Annotated in this window: 15 protein-coding genes; 4 read left to right on the forward strand and 11 right to left on the reverse strand. The window is 51.8% G+C overall.

Translation table 11 applies throughout. From position 1 onward, the window contains the following. Nucleotides 1-17: 17 nt before the first annotated feature. Nucleotides 18-476 (reverse strand): DNA-binding transcriptional regulator DecR, encoded by a 459-nt coding sequence (decR, locus tag FDX14_RS03410; protein ID WP_003831023.1) that lies wholly within the window; start codon nucleotides 474-476, stop codon nucleotides 18-20. Between the two features lie 116 nt (nucleotides 477-592). On the opposite strand from decR, the gene FDX14_RS03415 reads away from it, so the two are divergent. Next, nucleotides 593-1,648: a PLP-dependent cysteine synthase family protein gene (locus FDX14_RS03415; protein ID WP_162267379.1), complete on the forward strand. Its 1,056-nt coding sequence runs from the start codon at nucleotides 593-595 to the stop codon at nucleotides 1,646-1,648. A gap of 50 nt (nucleotides 1,649-1,698) precedes the next feature. On the opposite strand, the gene cof is transcribed toward FDX14_RS03415, so the two are convergent. Then, on the reverse strand, nucleotides 1,699-2,517 hold the full coding sequence (gene cof / locus FDX14_RS03420; protein WP_061381563.1) for an HMP-PP phosphatase: 819 nt from the start codon (nucleotides 2,515-2,517) through the stop codon (nucleotides 1,699-1,701). Nucleotides 2,518-2,617: 100 nt separating this feature from the next. On the opposite strand from cof, the gene FDX14_RS03425 reads away from it, so the two are divergent. Together FDX14_RS03425 and queC are read left to right on the forward strand one after the other, a co-directional pair. Next, on the forward strand, nucleotides 2,618-4,318 hold the full coding sequence (locus FDX14_RS03425; protein WP_137348995.1) for an SgrR family transcriptional regulator: 1,701 nt from the start codon (nucleotides 2,618-2,620) through the stop codon (nucleotides 4,316-4,318). A gap of 64 nt (nucleotides 4,319-4,382) precedes the next feature. Beyond that, complete coding sequence (queC, locus tag FDX14_RS03430; RefSeq protein ID WP_003021638.1) at nucleotides 4,383-5,078, forward strand: 7-cyano-7-deazaguanine synthase QueC; 696 nt, start codon at nucleotides 4,383-4,385, stop codon at nucleotides 5,076-5,078. Nucleotides 5,079-5,181: 103 nt separating this feature from the next. Here queC and fadM read toward each other — a convergent pair whose 3' ends face one another. The 9 genes from fadM to bolA form a co-directional block, all read right to left on the reverse strand. After that, on the reverse strand, nucleotides 5,182-5,580 hold the full coding sequence (fadM, locus tag FDX14_RS03435; RefSeq protein WP_042310094.1) for a long-chain acyl-CoA thioesterase FadM: 399 nt from the start codon (nucleotides 5,578-5,580) through the stop codon (nucleotides 5,182-5,184). Between the two features lie 102 nt (nucleotides 5,581-5,682). Then, a complete protein-coding gene (locus FDX14_RS03440) occupies nucleotides 5,683-6,057 on the reverse strand; it encodes a helix-hairpin-helix domain-containing protein (RefSeq protein WP_042310096.1) in 375 nt (124 codons plus the stop codon). 146 nt (nucleotides 6,058-6,203) lie between these two features. Beyond that, nucleotides 6,204-8,078: a peptidylprolyl isomerase gene (ppiD, locus tag FDX14_RS03445; RefSeq protein ID WP_137348996.1), complete on the reverse strand. Its 1,875-nt coding sequence runs from the start codon at nucleotides 8,076-8,078 to the stop codon at nucleotides 6,204-6,206. A 267-nt stretch (nucleotides 8,079-8,345) separates the two neighbouring features. After that, complete coding sequence (hupB, locus tag FDX14_RS03450) at nucleotides 8,346-8,618, reverse strand: nucleoid-associated protein HU-beta (protein WP_003021629.1); 273 nt, start codon at nucleotides 8,616-8,618, stop codon at nucleotides 8,346-8,348. A gap of 209 nt (nucleotides 8,619-8,827) precedes the next feature. Next, entirely contained in the window at nucleotides 8,828-11,182 is a 2,355-nt protein-coding gene (gene lon / locus FDX14_RS03455; RefSeq protein WP_137348997.1) for an endopeptidase La, read from the reverse strand. 184 nt (nucleotides 11,183-11,366) lie between these two features. Further along, the gene (clpX, locus tag FDX14_RS03460) at nucleotides 11,367-12,641 is read right to left on the reverse strand and encodes an ATP-dependent protease ATP-binding subunit ClpX (protein ID WP_003831013.1); all 1,275 of its coding nucleotides are present in this window, start codon (nucleotides 12,639-12,641) and stop codon (nucleotides 11,367-11,369) included. Between the two features lie 126 nt (nucleotides 12,642-12,767). After that, a complete protein-coding gene (gene clpP / locus FDX14_RS03465) occupies nucleotides 12,768-13,391 on the reverse strand; it encodes an ATP-dependent Clp endopeptidase proteolytic subunit ClpP (protein WP_032939995.1) in 624 nt (207 codons plus the stop codon). 246 nt (nucleotides 13,392-13,637) lie between these two features. Beyond that, entirely contained in the window at nucleotides 13,638-14,936 is a 1,299-nt protein-coding gene (gene tig, locus FDX14_RS03470; protein ID WP_003021622.1) for a trigger factor, read from the reverse strand. A gap of 346 nt (nucleotides 14,937-15,282) precedes the next feature. Next, the gene (bolA, locus tag FDX14_RS03480) at nucleotides 15,283-15,600 is read right to left on the reverse strand and encodes a transcriptional regulator BolA (RefSeq protein WP_042310099.1); all 318 of its coding nucleotides are present in this window, start codon (nucleotides 15,598-15,600) and stop codon (nucleotides 15,283-15,285) included. 306 nt (nucleotides 15,601-15,906) lie between these two features. Here bolA and FDX14_RS03485 point away from each other — a divergent pair, with 306 nt between their 5' ends. After that, nucleotides 15,907-16,485, forward strand: a complete 579-nt coding sequence (locus FDX14_RS03485; protein WP_003021617.1) for a lipoprotein — start codon at nucleotides 15,907-15,909, stop codon at nucleotides 16,483-16,485. Nucleotides 16,486-16,529: the final 44 nt, after the last annotated feature.

Genomic DNA, 16,529 nt, shown 5'->3' on the forward strand with positions numbered 1-16,529 from the left:
AATGAGCGCCGGAAGAATTATTCAATCGGTAGAGCAGTTGTGTATTTAATCTGTTCCATCGCAAAGCTGGAGGTAACATCAGACAGGCCCGGCACGCTGTTCACCAGGCGCTTATAAAATTCATCGTAGCTTTTCATATCGGCGACCTGGACCCGCATCAGGTAGTCATACTCCCCTGCCATACGCCAGAATCCCAGAACTTCCGGCATTCCGGTGACTTCGGTGACAAAGCGGCAATACCATTCGCTGCTGTGGTGCTGAGTTTTGATCAACACAAACGCGGTTAAGCCCAACCCCAGTTTTTCGGGATCCAGCAGGGCGACTCGCCCCAGCAGGATACCATCATCTTCAAGCCGTTTGAGGCGTTTCCAGCAAGGGGTGGTCGTCAGATTAACGGCATCTGCTAACGCCTGCAAAGAAAGGGTGCAGTCCTGTTGCAGTAAGCCGAGCAGCTTACGGTCAATTTTGTCTAACATATCCACTCCACAGAGAAGAATTTTCTCCTTACATTCTATTTTAAAGGCTAAATGGCAACAATTTTTTCCGTGCTTTTCGCTATTCTGGGCACAAAATGACAAATGGATATCTTTTAATGATGAATAGCTCCTGGGTTAAAAACGCCATCAATGAAATCAACGCGGATTATCAGCGTTCTGCGGATACGCATCTCATTCGTCTGTCGCTCCCGGCGTTTCCGGGCATTCAGCTCTATTTAAAAGATGAGAGCACACATCCGACCGGGAGCCTGAAACATCGTCTGGCGCGCTCACTGTTTCTGTATGGACTGTGCAATGGCTGGATCAAAGAAGGCACCACAATCATCGAGTCATCATCCGGCTCAACGGCGGTCTCCGAAGCTTATTTCGCCCGTCTGTTAGGCTTACCGTTTATCGCCGTTATGCCTTCGTGTACTGCGAAACGTAAAATTGAACAGATTGAGTTTTACGGTGGGCGTTGTCATTTTGTGGAAAGCGCCTGCGAAATTTATGCGGCTTCTGAACAATTGGCTCGTGAGCTGAACGGCCATTACATGGATCAGTTCACTTACGCAGAGCGTGCCACCGACTGGCGTGGTAACAACAATATTGCCGACAGTATCTTTCGTCAGATGCAATGCGAGCCCAATCCTGTTCCCCGGCATATCGTAATGAGCGCCGGAACCGGCGGCACCTCGGCAACCATTGGCCGCTATATTCGTTGTCAGGGCTACGATACTCGTTTGATGGTGGTGGATCCGGAAAACTCGGTCTTTCTGCCCTTCTGGCAAAATCGCGATGCAACATTACGCAGCCCGGTAGGTAGCAAAATCGAAGGTATCGGTCGCCCACGCGTAGAACCGTCTTTTATTCCTGATGTGGTCGATGAAATGCTGCGCGTGCCGGATGCCGCAAGCGTGGCTACCGCGCACTGGCTGGAAACACAGCTGGGCCGTAAAGTTGGTGCCTCAACCGGTACCAACATGTGGGGAGCATTACAACTTGCCGCCCGTATGCGCGACGCAGGAGAAACGGGATCGCTGGTGACGCTGCTGTGCGACAGCGGCGAACGTTATCTGGAAACCTATTACAACCCGCAGTGGGTCGTCACGCACATCGGTGATTTAACGCCGTGGAAAGCGGAGCTGGCTCAACTCCTGAATACCCACTAATCAGACAAAAAAAAGCCAGACGCGAAGTCTGGCTTGCTGGAAGGGATCTCTCATTCGGGGGAATAAGGTAGATGCGGATTGTCCAGCCAATGCGTCAAAAAGTGTGATACTGCCTGATTGCGGCAATGCCCAATCACCGATAGATGAGGCAGTTCAGCAATCAGTTGCGGCATCGCGTTACCCATAATCAGGCCGCGCCCTACGCTGCTTAACATTTCGCGATCGTTCATGGCATCGCCAAACGCCATACACTCAGCCATTGAATAACCTAAGTGGTTGCTTAATACCGCCAGCGCAGAACCTTTATTACAACCCAGCGGCAGTACCTCGAGGCAATCAACTGCGGAGAAACAGAGATTCGCCTGCTCACCCAGCGCCTCATTGAGTTGAATACGCAGACGGATCAGCGAGTCATGATCGCCGCAGAAACAGATCTTCGTGACCTGGTGGGCAGGAATACGTTTCACATCCACGATCTGATAACGAAATCCGCTATACACATGTGCCTGAAGCAGCGCTGGAATTTCTTGTCCGGTGAACCAACCGTTGTCATTAAAGACATGCATGCTGGCCGTGGTGTCCCACTTCTGGTGCAACACAGTATCTGCAACATTCGGATCCAGATCCTGGCGGTGCAACACATCGCCCTCGATCGTGTGAATACGCGTACCGTTACCGGTGATCAAAAAGGCGTCCAGCGAAATGGAACCCAGAATATGGCGCATCTCCAGCACATGACGACCGGTGGCAAATGTCAGAGTGATATCACGTTCACGCAGGCGCGCCAGCGTTGAAAGCGTTTCATCACCTAAATGGTGATTCGGCATCAAAAGGGTGCCATCCATATCAAATGCAGCCAGACGAGCCATCTCTTTCTCCACACTGTGAGGCGGTTAACTTGTGATTCAGTATCACCTGAGATATACGGAAGTAATAGTGAATAGATAAAATGAATTGTTCCGGGTTTATATGCGACTATTGAACCGACTAAATCAATACCAACGCCTGTGGCAACCGTCGAACGGCGAACCACAGTCTGTGACCGTGGGCGAACTGGCTGAACGCTGTTTTTGCAGCGAGCGCCACGTGCGAACCCTGTTAAAACAAGCGCAGGATGCAGGCTGGCTGGAGTGGCACGCCCAGTCAGGGCGGGGTAAACGCGGGCAGCTATGTTTTTTGGTTACGCCAGAATCGCTACGTAATACCATGATGGAGCAGGCGCTGCAAAAGGGGGAACAGCTTAACGTGCTGGAGCTGGCCCAACTGGCGCCGGGTGAATTAAGAGCCCTGCTACAGCCATTTATGGGCGGTCAGTGGCAAAACGACGCGCCAACCCTGCGTATCCCCTATTACCGTCAACTTGACCCTTTGCACCCCGGATTTCTCCCTGGCCGCGCAGAGCAACATCTCGCCGGACAGGTATTTTCTGGCCTGACCCGGTTTGACAGTAAGACGCAACGCCCCTGCGGTGATTTAGCTCACCACTGGAATATCTCCGCCGACGGCCTGCGTTGGGATTTCTATATTCGCTCCACCCTGTCCTGGCATAACGGCGATGCGGTCAGCAGCACACAGCTACATCAGCAGTTGCTGAAGCTGTTAGAACTACCCGCGCTGAATAAGCTGTTTATCAGCGTAAAGCGCATTGAGGTGACGCATCCCCAGTGTCTGACCTTTATTCTGCATCGTCCCGACTTCTGGCTGGCGCACCGCCTGGCAAGCTACAGCAGTCACCTGGCGCATCCTGAGCACCCGTTTGTGGGTACCGGCCCGTTCCGGTTGACGCTGTTTACCCCTGAGCTGGTGCGTATCGAGAGTCACGATCACTACCACCTGAGTCATCCACTCCTGAAAGCCATTGAATACTGGATAACCCCGCAGCTTTTCTCCCAGGATTTGGGCACCAGCTGTCGCCACCCGGTGCAAATTGCAATTGGTAAACCCGAAGAGCTGCCCATGTTAAGCCCGGTGAGTAGCGGCATAAGCCTCGGTTTTTGCTACCTCACGCTCAGAAAAAGCGCACGTCTGAATACCCTGCAGGCCCGCCGACTGGTCAATATTATCCACCGTTCTTCCCTGCTCCAAACGCTGGAGGTAGATGAAAACCTGATAACCCCGAGCAATGCGCTGCTGCCAGGATGGACTATCCCACAATGGGATGAACTGGACGAGGTAGCGCTACCGGAAAAACTGACGCTGGCATATCACCTGCCGGTTGAACTACATGCCATGGCTGAACAGCTTCGCCAGGCGCTGGCGCTACTCGGCTGTGAATTAACGCTTATATTTCATAATGCAAAAAACTGGGACGGTAATCATCCTTTAGCGCAGGCCGACCTGATGATGGGTGACAGGCTGATTGGCGAAGCGCCTGAATATACCCTCGAACAGTGGTTACGCTGCGATCAGCTCTGGTCACATGTCTTGAATGCCCCTGAATACACACATTTGCAGACCACTCTGGATGCCCTGCAAGTCCAGGCCAATGAAGAAGATCGTCACGCAGCGTTACAGCAAGTATTCGCCACGCTGATGCATGATGCCACGCTGACTCCGCTGTTCAATTATCACTATCGTATTAGCGCGCCACCGGGCGTGAACGGCGTACGTCTGAATCCTCGCGGCTGGTTTGAGTTCACCGAAGCCTGGTTACCGCCCCCTTCAGCATGAAGAAGCTGGTCGACACAACGTCCAGGCGCTACCATATGGGTTTCGTTCTCTGTCAGGAAAAGCCATGAAACGTGCCGTTGTTGTATTCAGTGGAGGTCAGGACTCCACGACCTGTCTGGCGCAAGCGCTACATCAGTATGATGAAGTGCACTGCGTGACCTTTGATTATGGTCAGCGTCATCGCGCTGAGATTGATGTCGCACGTGATCTGGCCTTAAAACTCGGCGCGCGTGCGCACAAAGTGCTTGATGTCACGCTACTTAGCGAACTGGCCGTCAGCAGCCTGACCCGCGATAACATTCCAGTGCCGGATTACGAACCGGATGCGAACGGCATTCCCAATACCTTTGTGCCCGGGCGCAATATTCTGTTTTTAACGCTGGCGGCGATTTACGCGTATCAGGTGCAAGCGGAGGCGGTCATTACCGGCGTTTGCGAAACCGACTTCTCTGGATATCCGGACTGTCGCGATGAATTCGTCAAGGCCCTGAACCATGCCGTGAGCCTGGGGATGGCAAAAGATATCCGCTTTGAAACTCCGTTGATGTGGATCGATAAAGCCGAAACCTGGGCGCTGGCCGATTACTGGGGCAAGCTGGACCTGGTACGCGAAGAAACGCTGACCTGCTATAACGGCATCAAAGGTGACGGTTGTGGTCACTGCGCGGCCTGTAATCTGCGCGCCAACGGTCTGAACCATTATCTGGCGGATAAACCGGCGGTAATGGCGGCGATGAAGCAAAAAACCGGTCTTAAGTAATACGTTAGGTTTTGCCGGATGGCGACGCGGGGGGCTTATCCGGCCTACGGGACTGACCACCATTGTAGGCCCGGTAAGCGCAAGTACCACCGGGCATTTTCCGCTACTTCACCATCAGCTCCAGTTTTTCGCGCAACTCCCCTTCCAGCGGTAGTGCTTTTTGCGTTTTCAAATCAATACAGACGAAGGTTATCAACGCATCTGCCACCACCTGTCCTTCCGGCTCCAGGGTGATAGTCTGGTTCAACACGCCGCTTTTGCCATTTAATTGCTGCACCTGACTGGTAATAGTCAGCAGGTCGCTCAGCACCGCCGGGCGACGATAGTTGATATTAATATTCACAACCACAAAAGCGATGTTGTGAGCGGTCATCCACTGAAAACTGTCGCTGTTTTCCAGTCCATCCCAGCGTGCTTCTTCCAGAAACTCAAGATAACGAGCATTGTTGACGTGCTGATAGACATCAAGATGAAAACCACGAACTTTGATTTGTGTTTGCATAGCGCAGGAACCTTACGTTTTTATAGGAATATATTCAGGGTAGTGAGGCCATAACTGGTATGACCTCTCTAGTGTGGCAAATATTGGCCACTGCGCAAGTTATTAAAGTGTTAAAACTGCCAAATTACGCTCTACCAAAGAACTGCCCATCCCCGGCACCTGCTTTAAATCATCGACCGTTTTAAATGGCCCATACTCCTCACGATAGCTGACAATCGCCTGGGCTTTTTTCAGTCCGACCCCATTCATCACTCGCGCTAAATCTTCCGCAGAAGCGCTATTGATGCTTACCCTGGTGCCTTCATCATCGCTTGCTTTAGCGGGTTGCGTAGCCTTGCTTTGCGCCGCCCCTGAGGCATCCGCTTTGGTTTGAGTCGCGTGGCTTTTGGCAACAGGCTCTGCAGCCAATGCGCTTTGGGCCATACCGGCGCAGGTCAATGAAAGGGTGATAAGCAGGGCTTTGATTCCATGTTTCATACTGTTTTCTCCGTGTTTGTTAACAGTGGAATCACGATAGCGAGGTGCAGAACAGCAGACAAACGGCAAATATCAGAAATGGAAAAGGCCGCGAAAGCGGCCTTTGGTTAATACAACTTTTTGCAATTTTTTGCGAGCTGCCTCGGTTATTGCTGCTGTTCCAGCGCGTCACCGATTTTAATTTTTGCGGCTTTACGCAGATTGCTCATCAGCGCTTCAAAGGTAATTTGCGCGTTGTTCTGAGTAATCCCCTGAACCATCGCTTTCTTCTGCGCTTCAGGCATAGAACCCGCTTTCACTTCGTCCAGCGCAAGCAGAACAACGTTGCCCTGCATATCGTTCGCCACGCCGTAACTCGGTTTGTCTTTTGCTGGCAGGCTCAGACCAAAAGCTGCCTGGCTCAGAGGATCCTGACCCGTGCGGCTCAGTGTTTTCGCCTCACCAAAGCTCAGACCTGCTGCTTTCATCGCTTCATCGCCTTTACCGGCTTTCAGGTCTGCCAGCAGTTTATCGGCATCCAGCTTCGCCTGTTGCTCTGCTTTATTGTGCTTAACAAGCGCAGTAACCTGCTCTTTCACTTCAGCCAGTGGCTTAACGGCTTCGGCTTTGTGCTCTGCAATACGCAGCACAAATGCGCGATCGCCATCCACGGTAATGATGTCCGAGTTACTGCCAGGCGTACCGTTCTCGCCAACCAGCCCACCATTGAAAATGATGTCAGCGACCGGTTTGAAGTTCAGCTCTTCCGGCAGGCTGTCACGGCTAAACCAGCCCGTTTCAACCGCTTTCATACCAGCAGCTTGCTCCGCACCCGCCAGAGATTCGTTATCGTTGCTGGCTGCATCGCTCACTTTCTGCTGCAGCGCATAGTACGCATCCAGCGCTTTTTCCTGCTTCACTTTCGCTGCAATGTCGTCACGGGCTTCGCTCAGCGGTTTAACCTGCGCAGGCTGTACGTCGTCAAGACGCGCAACGAGGAAACCAACGGAAGATTTAATCACACCGGACAGCTGGCCTTTGTCTTTCAGGCCGGCATTTTTCAGCTCATCCGGAGTGGTGGAATCTTCCAGCCAGCCCATATCGCCACCTTTACGGGCAGAGATGATGTCGGCTGATTTTTCTTTCGCCAGCGCAGCGAAATCAGCGCCTTTGCTCAGCTCATCCAGTACCGCTTTGGCTTCATCTTCCGTTTTAGTCTGAATGATGCTGTAGCGGTTACGCTGCGGCTGAGTGAACTGGTCCTGATGCTGGTCATAGTAAGACTGAATATCAGCATCGCTGGCCGTCTCCTGCAGTGCAGCAGCGTCCAGCTTGATGTAGCTCACGCGGAACTGTTCCGGCGTCATAAAGTTGTTTTTATTCTGCTCGTAGTAGCTGGCAACTTCCTGCTCGGTAACGGATTGCTTCGCGGCAAGCGCGTTAACGTCAATCGTCGCCTCGCGAACGATACGCTGCTGTGCGACCAACGCCGCCAGCTCGTCGGTTTCGCCTTTCAGCATGAAGTCCGTACCGGCAACGCCGTTGATCAACTGCTGAGTAGTGAGCTGATTACGTAATGCCTGGGCGTACTGGTCGGCGGTCATTCCCATTTGATTCACAATCGCGTTGTAGCGGTTGTTATCAAATTTGCCGTCCACCTGGAAAGCAGGCGTGGCGAAAATAGCCTGTTTAATCTGATCGTCGCTGATATTGAGCTTCAGCTCGCGGGAGTACTGATCCAGCAGCGCTTCGTCTACAAGACGATTCAGCACCTGCTGACGCAGCGTTTTCATATAGCCTTCATTCGCCGCCAGCTCAGAGTATTGATCGCCCAACTGCTGCTGCATGCGGTTACGTTCGCTATTGAACGCATTCTCGAATTGCCCGCGGCTGATCTCCTGGCCATTCACTTTGGCGGCGTAATTGTTGCCCCCGCCAATCAGGTAACCACTCACGCCGGTCAAAATGAACGACACGATAATGATACCGAAAATAATCTTGAGCACGAGACTGTTAGCAGCCGTGCGTAAGCTGTCCATCATGGTGTAACCACACTCCGCTGTAGATGACTATACGCGTTATCCTTCAAGCCGCCTGCGCGTTGTTACAACCACGGCGGCAAGGATGTTGAGTATATATGCTTCACGCAGCATAGCGTTTCCTGAACGCTGCGCACAAAGGTCTATTGTGACAAGAAAATGGGGCAATTGTCAGCCCACAACGCGTAGAAAGTACCGGAATCACAAATAAAAAAGGCACATCAGTTGATGCGCCCTTGTACTTCGTCACATCCCCAAAGGGGAAATCACTTAGTTTACCGCGTCTTTCAGTGCTTTACCTGCACGGAAGCCCGGTACTTTAGCCGCGGCAATGGTGATCTCTTTACCTGTTTGCGGGTTGCGACCAGTACGGGCAGCACGCTCTTTAACGGCAAAAGTACCAAAACCTACCAGCGCTACGTCATCACCTTCCTTCAGGGATTCGGTAACAGAAGCAATAATTGCATCTAACGCACGTCCAGCCGCAGCTTTAGAGATATCAGCCCCTGCAGCAATTTTGTCGATCAGTTGAGATTTATTCACTCTTCTCTTCCTCTTTTATAATTTATATCGCACCTGAATCCTTCAAAGTACGACCGCGCAGCAGTTATATCAGGCCTGCCATGCCCTTACAACACCCGTTAATGATGGCAAGCCTAATCCGTCATCTAAATTAGCTATACAAAAAAAGGCTGGCAAGTCCGAAATGGTCTGCCAGCCCTGTTTTTATTAGTGCTCTTTGCGCGAGGTCACTATTTTGCGGTCACAACCTGCATTCCAGACGGTTCATTTTGCAACGCAAGAGTCAAAACCTCCTCGATGCGTTTCACCGGATGGATGTCCAGATCGGCAATCACGTTGTCCGGAATCTCTTCCAGGTCACGTTTGTTTTCATCTGGAATTAAGACCGTCTTAATGCCGCCACGGTGCGCCGCCAGCAGTTTTTCTTTCAAACCACCGATTGGCAGAACCTGACCACGCAGGGTGATCTCGCCGGTCATCGCCACATCGGCGCGTACCGGGTTACCGGTCAGACAAGAAACCAGCGCGGTACACATGGCAATACCGGCACTTGGACCATCTTTCGGCGTCGCCCCTTCAGGTACGTGAACGTGGATGTCGCGTTTTTCGTAAAAGTCTGGATTAATACCCAGTTTTTCCGCTCGCGCGCGCACCACGGTCAGTGCAGCCTGAATAGACTCCTGCATTACCTCACCCAAAGAACCGGTGTAGGTCAGCTTGCCTTTACCCGGTACGCAGGCGGTTTCGATGGTCAGCAAATCGCCGCCCACTTCCGTCCACGCCAGACCGGTCACCTGACCAACGCGGTTTTCGTTGTCCGCGCGGCCATAGTCAAAGCGCTGTACGCCCAGGTAGTCGTGCAGGTTGTCGCCATTGATCACAATATGTTTCAGTGACTTGTCGAGCAGCAGCTGCTTTACCGCTTTACGGCACAGCTTGGAGATTTCGCGCTCCAGGCTACGCACGCCAGCTTCACGGGTGTAGTAACGAATAATGCCCACAATGGCGCTATCGTCGACCTTCAACTCGCCTTTTTTCAGCGCGTTACGCTCAATCTGTTTCGGCAACAGGTGACGTTTAGCAATGTTCAGCTTCTCGTCTTCGGTGTAACCGGACAGTCGGATCACTTCCATACGATCCAGCAACGGCGCCGGAATATTCATGGAGTTCGAGGTCGCAACAAACATTACGTCGCTGAGATCGTAATCCACTTCCAGGTAGTGATCGCTGAACGCCACGTTCTGCTCTGGATCCAGCACCTCAAGCAGTGCGGAAGCCGGATCGCCTCGCATGTCGGAAGACATTTTGTCGATCTCATCGAGCAGGAACAGCGGGTTTTTCACGCCCACTTTGGCCATTTTCTGGATCAGTTTACCCGGCATTGAACCAATATAGGTCCGGCGGTGACCGCGAATTTCAGCCTCATCACGCACGCCGCCCAGCGCCATACGGATGTATTTACGTCCGGTCGCTTTGGCGATGGACTGCCCCAGAGAAGTTTTACCTACCCCCGGCGGCCCAACCAGACACAGGATTGGCCCCTTGATTTTGTTCACACGGCTTTGAACCGCGAGATACTCAAGGATACGGTCTTTGACGCGTTCCAGACCGTAATGGTCAGTATCGAGGATTTCCTGCGCCTGACGCAGGTCTTTTTTGACCTTGCTACGCGCATTCCACGGTACCTGTACCATCCAGTCGATGTAGCCACGCACTACGGTCGCTTCCGCCGACATCGGAGACATCATTTTCAGCTTCTGCAGTTCTGCTTCCGCTTTCTCTTTTGCCTCTTTCGGCATTTTCGCCGCGTCGATTTTACGTTTCAGCGCTTCGTTTTCGTCCGGCGCGTCGTCCATCTCGCCGAGTTCTTTCTGAATGGCTTTCATCTGCTCGTTCAGATAGTACTCGCGCTGGGATTTTTCCATCTGCTTCTTCACGCGGTTGCGAATGCGTTTCTCAACCTGCAGCAGATCGATTTCGGATTCCATCATCGCCATCAGATATTCCAGACGTTCGTTAACGTCGGACATCTCCAGCACGGACTGCTTGTCAGCAAGCTTCAGCGGCATGTGTGCAGCGATGGTGTCCGCCAGACGCGCAGGATCGTCAATGCTGTTCAGCGACGTCAGCACTTCTGGTGGGATTTTCTTGTTCAGCTTGATATAGCCTTCGAACTGGCTGATAGCGGTACGCACCAGCACTTCCTGTTCGCGCTCATCAATGGCTGGCGAGTCAAGGTACTCCGCTTTCGCAGAGAAATGCTCGCCGTTGTCAGACAGCGCAGAAATACGCGCGCGCTGTAACCCCTCGACCAGCACTTTTACGGTGCCGTCAGGCAGTTTCAGCATCTGCAAAATAGAGGCCACGGTCCCGACGGTGAAAAGATCGTTTACACCCGGCTCATCCGTTGACGCTTCTTTCTGTGCGACCAGCATGATTTTTTTATCATGGTCCATAGCCGCTTCCAGACAACGGATAGATTTTTCCCGCCCTACAAATAAGGGTATGACCATGTGCGGATAAACCACCACATCGCGCAACGGCAATACGGGGATTTCAATGCGTTCAGAACGCTCAGGATTCATAGAGCTCTCTCTTAGTTTAGTGTCCGCCAGGTAATCAGGTGGTACGACTGTGCTTCACACCACCTTTAACATGTATGTCAGTATATGGGGATGTTTCCCACACATTCAACGCCATGTTTACGGAAAAATAAAAGGGGAGATAAAATCCCCCCTTTTTAATTAAATGTCTGTATGAATTGATGAATTATTCGCCAGATGCCTGCTGTGCTTCCGGCTTACCGTAAATCAGCAATGGCTTGCTCTGACCGCCAATCACCGACTCATCGATCACCACTTTTTCGACATCTTCCATAGAAGGCAGATCGTACATGGTGTCGAGCAGCGCGGCTTCAACGATAGAACGCAGACCACGGGCACCGGTTTTACGCGCCATCGCTTTCTTGGCGATAGCATCCAGCGCTTCCTCACGGAACTCCAGATCGACACCTTCAAGGTTGAACAGCGCCTGGTACTGCTTGGTCAGGGCGTTTTTCGGCTCTTTCAGGATCTGGATCAGCGCTTCTTCACTCAGTTCGCTCAGCGTTGCCACCACCGGCAGACGACCGATGAACTCAGGGATCAGACCAAATTTGATCAGATCTTCCGGCTCCACCTGCGACAGCAGCTCACCTTCGCTGGCTTTATCAGACTGCGCTTTTACCGTCGCGCCAAAACCAATGCCTGAGCCGGTTTCAACACGGTTAGCAATCACTTTGTCCAGACCAGCGAACGCGCCGCCGCAGATAAACAGGATCTTAGAGGTATCAACCTGCAAGAACTCCTGCTGCGGATGTTTACGCCCGCCCTGTGGCGGAACGGCCGCCACGGTGCCTTCAATCAGCTTCAGCAGGGCCTGCTGTACGCCTTCGCCGGAAACGTCGCGGGTAATGGACGGGTTGTCAGACTTACGAGAAATCTTGTCGATTTCATCGATATAGACGATCCCGCGCTGCGCTTTCTGCACGTCGTAGTCGCACTTCTGCAGCAGCTTCTGAATAATATTTTCAACATCTTCACCCACATAACCGGCTTCGGTCAGCGTGGTAGCATCGGCCATGGTGAACGGAACGTCCAGCAGGCGCGCCAGCGTTTCAGCCAGCAGCGTTTTACCGGAACCCGTCGGGCCAATCAGCAGGATGTTACTTTTGCCCAACTCGACGCCATTGCTGGTGTCGCCGTTGCGCAGACGTTTGTAATGGTTGTATACCGCGACCGCCAACACTTTCTTCGCCTGTTCCTGACCGATAACGTAATCGTCCAGGTGATTGCGAATTTCATGTGGCGTCGGCAGCGCACTGCGTTCACGGTGCGGTGCTACTTCCTTAATCTCTTCGCGAATGATGTCGTTACACAAATCGACACATTCGTCGCAGATATACACGGATGGACCGGCAATCAGCTTCCGCACTTCATGCTGGCTTTTGCCGCAAAAAGAGCAGTACAACAATTTGCCCGAGCCATCTTTGCGTTTATCTGTCATGGGTCAAAACCTCTTCTTTGTTCTTTGTGCCGCACACGACGACGCAAATGCCATTCTCAGGCGCAAGACGCTAGTCAGCGTTGTGCCGCTCCAGGTAATTATAGCGGCACACCTGCGCACTGGGCATTAATTACGATGGGTCAAAATCGAGTCGACCAGACCGTACTCTACCGCTTCAGAAGCGGAGAGGAAGCGATCGCGCTCGGTATCACGTTCAATCTGCTCAAGAGATTGACCCGTATGATGCGCCATAAGTTCGTTCATGCGCCCTTTTACCTTCAGGATTTCGCGGGCATGAATTTCAATATCCGTTGCCTGGCCCTGGTAACCGCCCAGAGGCTGATGGATCATGACGCGAGAGTTAGGCAGGCAAAAACGTTTGCCTTTCGCCCCGGCAGTCAGCAGGAACGCGCCCATTGAGGCCGCCTGGCCCATACAAATGGTGCTAACGTCCGGCTTAATAAACTGCATGGTGTCATAGATAGACATCCCGGCAGTGATCACCCCACCAGGGGAGTTGATGTACAGGTAGATATCTTTTTCCGGGTTTTCTGCTTCCAGGAACAGCATCTGCGCCACAATCAGGTTAGCCATATGGTCTTCGACCTGGCCAGTCATAAAAATGACGCGTTCCTTAAGTAGACGAGAATAGATATCAAAAGAGCGCTCACCACGTGAGGTCTGTTCAATGACCATCGGCACCAGCGCCATATGGGGTGCAAAGTTATCTCGTTCGCCGCTGTATGACATTTCCGTCTCCTGGATAAAATTTGAAAAAACCTGCTGTGCTGATTGTAACCTTATGGACGGATTATCAGCTAGTCCCTCAGTAATGGGTACGACATCGCCATAATTCAAGCATAACAATCTTTTGTTGTAACGCTAACACTGAAACGCTGTTTTCGCACTCTTCCCATGCAAAATGCGTGACAAAAAAAAACCCGCCACCAAAAGGTGACGGGCTTGCGTACGAAATTCGCGCTAAAAAGCGACGAATTACGCCTGCTGGTTCATCAGCTCGTTGAAGGAAGTGGCTTTTTCAGTCACTTTCGCTTTCGCCAGAACGGCTTCAACAGCTTGTTCTTCCAGAGCGACGTTACGCATGTTGTCCATCAGCTCTTTGTTTTTGCTGTAGAACTCAACAACTTCTTTCGGATCTTCGTAAGCAGAAGCCATCTCTTCGATCAGGCCTTTAACGCGATCTTCGTCAGCTTTCAGCTCGTTGGTACGAATGACTTCGCCCAGCAGCAGGCCCACAACTACGCGACGCTTAGCCTGTTCTTCGAACAGTTCACGCGGCAGTTCCAGAGCTTGTTTTTCGTTACCGCCAAAACGCTGAGCAGCCTGACGACGCAGAACGTCGATTTCGCTGTCGATCAGAGCAGCCGGTACGTCGATGTCGTTAGCTTTTACCAGACCTTCGATCGCCTGAGACTTAACGCGGTTACGCACTGCGCCTTTCAGCTCGCGTTCCATGTTTTTACGTACTTCAGCGCGCAGACCAGCTACGGAACCATCTTCAACGCCGAAACGCTTGATGAATTCTTCAGTCAGTTCCGGCAGTTCGCGTTCTTCAACTTTCTTCAGGTTGATAACGAACTTAGCTGCTTTACCCTTCAGGTTTTCAGCGTGGTACTCTTCCGGGAAGGTCACGTCGATAGTGAACTCTTCGCCAGCTTTGTGGCCTTTAACGCCTTCTTCAAAGCCCGGGATCATACGACCCTGGCCCATCGCCAGTACGAAGTCAGACGCTTTGCCGCCTTCGAACTCTTCGCCGTCTACAGAACCGGTGAAGTCGATGGTTACACGATCTTCTGCATCAGCAGCGCCGTCTTTGTCTTTCCAGGTAGCCTGCTGCTTACGCAGGGTGTCCAGCATTACATCAACGTCAGCGTCGGTGACTTCAACAACCGGTTTTTCAACTTCGATTGCTTCCAGGCCAGTCAGCTCAACTTCCGGGTAAACTTCGAACTCTACCGCGTAAGTAAAATCTTCACCCAGCTTGTATTCACCCGGAACGTAGTTCGGTGCGCCAGCCGGATTGATTTTTTCTTTGATGATCGCGTCAACGAAGTTGCGGCTCATCAGGTCGCCCAGCACGTCCTGACGCACGGAAGCGCCATAACGCTGAGCAACAACATTCATCGGTACTTTTCCTTTGCGGAAACCGTCAATACGCACTTTCTTCGCTACGTTGACCAGCTCGCTTTTCACAGCGGTCTCGATGCTGTCAGCAGCGATAGTAATCGTTACACGGCGGCCAAGGCCTTGAGTGGTTTCAACTGAAACTTGCATCTTGTTACCTCAAAAAATCACAGTGCTCGGTCAACTCTTCTCCGCAAGCACAGGTTGTTGGCTTCGCGGAACTGGGATGTTCTCATAAGCAATCACATTCCCTGTCGTCAGAATCATCCCGAAGACATTCCGAAAAATAAGACGCGCATTATAGCGGCATCACTTTTATGAGTCGAGAACGGTTATCGCGCGTTGCTGCGGCTTTTTTCACAATTCCCGGCTAATTTTTGTCTGAATACTGTACGACAGCCCCAGAATTCAGACAAAACAAAACGGCCCGCAGGCCGTTTTCACATATTCTGTAGCAACATACTGGAAAAGCGTCGGTTGTTGCAAATCCGTTTTTCTACGCGATGCTCCCGGCTCCACGACAAGGAGGCGACGCAAAGATCGTGTCCTGCAACGCTTCCCACTCCTTAATGGTATAGGTATGCAGGGCTAACGCATGTACGGTAGTGGAGAGTTCCGCCGTTAACGTGCCGTAAATCATCCGATGACGATTAAGAAAACGTTCACCTGTAAAGCGATCGCTAACCAGCACAACCTTAAAGTGGCTTTCAGAACCAGCCGGGACATTGTGACGATAGCTTTCATCCACAACTTCGAGGAATACGGGTTCGAACGCTGCCCTTAATTTTTCTTCTATTTGCTCACGAATCATCATGAAATTTTTCCTCCGACAACGCTGAGATGTCACCCATCCCTTTAAATACTAGCCGCTTTTACCGTTTTCATTACACCTTAGCAACAAAAAATTAGCGCTTATCTGATTTTCTCAGCCAAATGGATGAAGTTCACTAAATCCTCACTTCGATTTATGGCAAAAAGTCCGTTTATGGTCTTCATAAAGTCATAAAACGGACAACACAATGAATTTACATGCGTTACCCACTTCCCCTCATCGTTGGCGATGTTATGATGGCGGGAATTTTCTCTAACCACACAATTTAGATTCGCTGAGAGCCCTGGCATGTTTAAAAAAATCCTCTTCCCGTTAGTTGCAATGTTTATGTTGGCAGGATGCGCAACGCCGCCAACCACCATTGAAGTCTCCCCCAAAATCACCCTGCCGCAGCAGGATCCGAGCCTGATGGGCGTGACCGTGAGTATCAACGGCGCCGACCAGCGTCAGGATCAGGCGCTGGCAAAAGTCACCCGCGACAACCAACTGGTTACCCTGACCGCTTCTCGCGATCTGCGTTTCCTACTGCAAGAAGTGCTGGAAAAACAGATGACCGCGCGTGGTTATATGATTGGTCCGAACGGTGCAGTAAACCTGCAAATCATCGTTAGCCAGCTGTATGCGGACGTGTCTCAGGGTAGCGTGCGTTACAACATCGCCACCAAAGCAGACATCGCCATTATCGCGACCGCCGCTAACGGTAATAAGATGACCAAAAACTACCGCGCAAGCTACTCTGTTGAAGGCGCGCTGCAGGCCTCCAACAAAAATATTGCTGATGCCGTTAACAGCGTCCTGACCGACACCATCGCTGATATGTCTCAGGACACCAGCGTTCACGATTTCATCAAGCAGAACGCTCGTTAATTTCTGCCCTTATGGCCCGGCGTTCGTCGGGCCTATAGAAGCCC

Origin of the sequence: Citrobacter sp. wls710, assembly GCF_005281115.1 — a bacterium.
GTDB lineage: Bacteria > Pseudomonadota > Gammaproteobacteria > Enterobacterales > Enterobacteriaceae > Citrobacter > Citrobacter werkmanii.